The organism is Pantoea sp. ME81 (genome assembly GCF_903970985.1).
GTDB classification, from domain to species: domain Bacteria; phylum Pseudomonadota; class Gammaproteobacteria; order Enterobacterales; family Enterobacteriaceae; genus Pantoea; species Pantoea communis.
Genome location: NZ_CAJCKS010000329.1, coordinates 1 through 1,966 on the forward strand (window position 1 = coordinate 1; position 1,966 = coordinate 1,966).

1 protein-coding gene and 2 pseudogenes are annotated in these 1,966 nt (G+C 59.8%); 2 read left to right on the forward strand and 1 reads right to left on the reverse strand.

The genetic code is table 11. The annotated features are described in order from the left end of the window. A pseudogene (locus H7A81_RS27010) lies at nt 1–290 on the reverse strand (hypothetical protein); the annotation flags it as partial. Between the two features lie 121 nt (nt 291–411). Here H7A81_RS27010 and H7A81_RS27015 point away from each other — a divergent pair. Together H7A81_RS27015 and H7A81_RS27020 are read left to right on the forward strand one after the other, a co-directional pair. Further along, nucleotides 412–1,080 carry a DUF3313 domain-containing protein gene (locus H7A81_RS27015; RefSeq protein WP_182059308.1) on the forward strand — a complete coding sequence of 223 codons (669 nt, stop codon included), beginning with the start codon at nt 412–414 and terminating at the stop codon, nt 1,078–1,080. Nucleotides 1,081–1,540: 460 nt separating this feature from the next. Continuing rightward, nucleotides 1,541–1,966 (forward strand): annotated as a pseudogene (locus H7A81_RS27020) (hypothetical protein); the annotation flags it as partial.

The following is a 1,966-nucleotide window of genomic DNA, read 5'->3' on the forward strand; positions in this document are numbered from 1 at the left end:
GTATCAATGACGCTCCGGGCATAGTCCGCCGCCGGCGTAAAAGCCTCCCGTTCTCGGTTATCCCCGGCTTCACTGCACCTCTGCAGCGTCAGCATCATTCTCGTCAGCCTCCGTCGCACCGGCAGGCAGGAATAGCGGAGCGGCAGGCCCCAGTTAAAAACGGCATGCTCAACACGCTCCTGATGCACGGACGCGGGCGCGTCCTCTTTCAGCGCCGGCGTAATCACCGGCTGAGAACGGGCGCCGGTCGTGAGGCCAGACGCTGAAAATTCCGGGTACATGTAAAGCATGTCGCGCTCCTGAGCTGAAATTTACGGACACGGACTGAAACATTTTATTGACAGAGTCATAATAAACCATATTAACTGTACCGTACAGTTCATTATGTCAAAAAGTAAACGGAGGAAATCCATGTCCCAGTTTTTCACAAAACTGCCCCGCGCGCTGATCCTAACCGCCGCCGTTGCCGCCGTAGGGTGTTCATCCACCTCCCCGGTAAAATATTCCGGCATTGAGGCCACGTCCCGGATGCCCCCCAACACGGCTGACGACAGCGACCGCATCCCTTTCCGCTACGCCGCCCCGGTTGACTGGAGTAAATACCGGAGCATTACCATCGACCCCGTTGAAATCTACGGCGGCAGCGACGCGCAGTTTAACGAGCTGTCTCAGGAGGACAGGCGCAATCTGGCAGACTACATGCAGAAGAAATTTGCCGACGTGCTGGCTGAGAAGTTTACCGTCAACACCCGTGCCGGTAGCGCCCCGGGTCTCCGGCTTAAGCTGACGCTCACCGGGGCGGACACCACGCCTCAGGTTGTGGGCACCTTCACGAAATTCGACCTCGCCGGCGGACCGTATAACATCGTACAGTCAGTGCGCGGGGGCCGCGGGCTGATGAGCGGGTACGTAAACTACGCCGTGGAGGTGAAAGATGCCGCGACCGGCGAGCTGCTGCTGGCCTACGTGGCGGAGCAGTATCCTAACGCCATGAACGTGGGCGCAACGTTTGGCTCAATGAACGCGGCCGAGACCGGGGTGGACAAGGGCGCAGAGCAGCTGCTGGAAAAACTGCGCTGAGGCTCCGGCCTGAATACGCTGTCAGCCTGCGCAGGCTGACAGCATCCGTCAGGAGGTTCTGGCGGAGTCACGATGGCATGAGAGGCAGACCATGAAACTTCTGAATGAGCGGACACTGGACGAGATTGCCAGTCTGACCAGAGGCGTTTTCCGCTTTCATGAACTGTGGCTGAGGGAAACGACCGTAGCCGGAAGCCGCTGGCAGAGGGCACACCTCCGCCGTGAGATTATTCCGGGGGTGGACGCACGCTCTGTACGCTCACCGGCTACGGGGGTATTATCCCTGACGACCATGCACGAAGGAAATATGCGGGCGACGCCGGCTATCCGGAGGTCACCTGTTACGGTGAACCTGGCGTTCACGTGGAGCGGCTGGACGATCATGTTTACCGGGTAAAATCCGGAGCTGCGGCGAGGCGCGCTGCAGGTGGGACTGAGAAAAAAGCAACAAGGAAACGTAATGCGAAAACTTCAGGTAACGGAATTTCCAAAGAGTGTTTACCGTCAGATTGAAGCGCAGGCCCTGCTGACCGGCCATTCTGTGGAAGATGAAATCCGGATGCGGCTGGTGCACCTTTACAACGGGCAGCCCGATCATGGCGATGAAGTTGTCCCGGCCCGCATGCGCTGGCGTAAAGAGGTCGGCGGCAGGTTAACCTGGATCGGGCAACGCCTTACCGAGGATGGGCTTCTGCCCGGAGACAGCGGGCTTGCCCATCTGGCGCGCTGCGCAGGCGAAAAAACGGCCGGCCCGCTCCTTGACTGCCAGGAAGGGCGCAGCGATATGGACTTCGGACTGGCCGACCGGCTGGCGGCAAGCCTTGACATACGGGCAGACTGGCTGCTCTGCGGGACGGGCACCCCCTTTCCGGTTGCAGACCTGGGC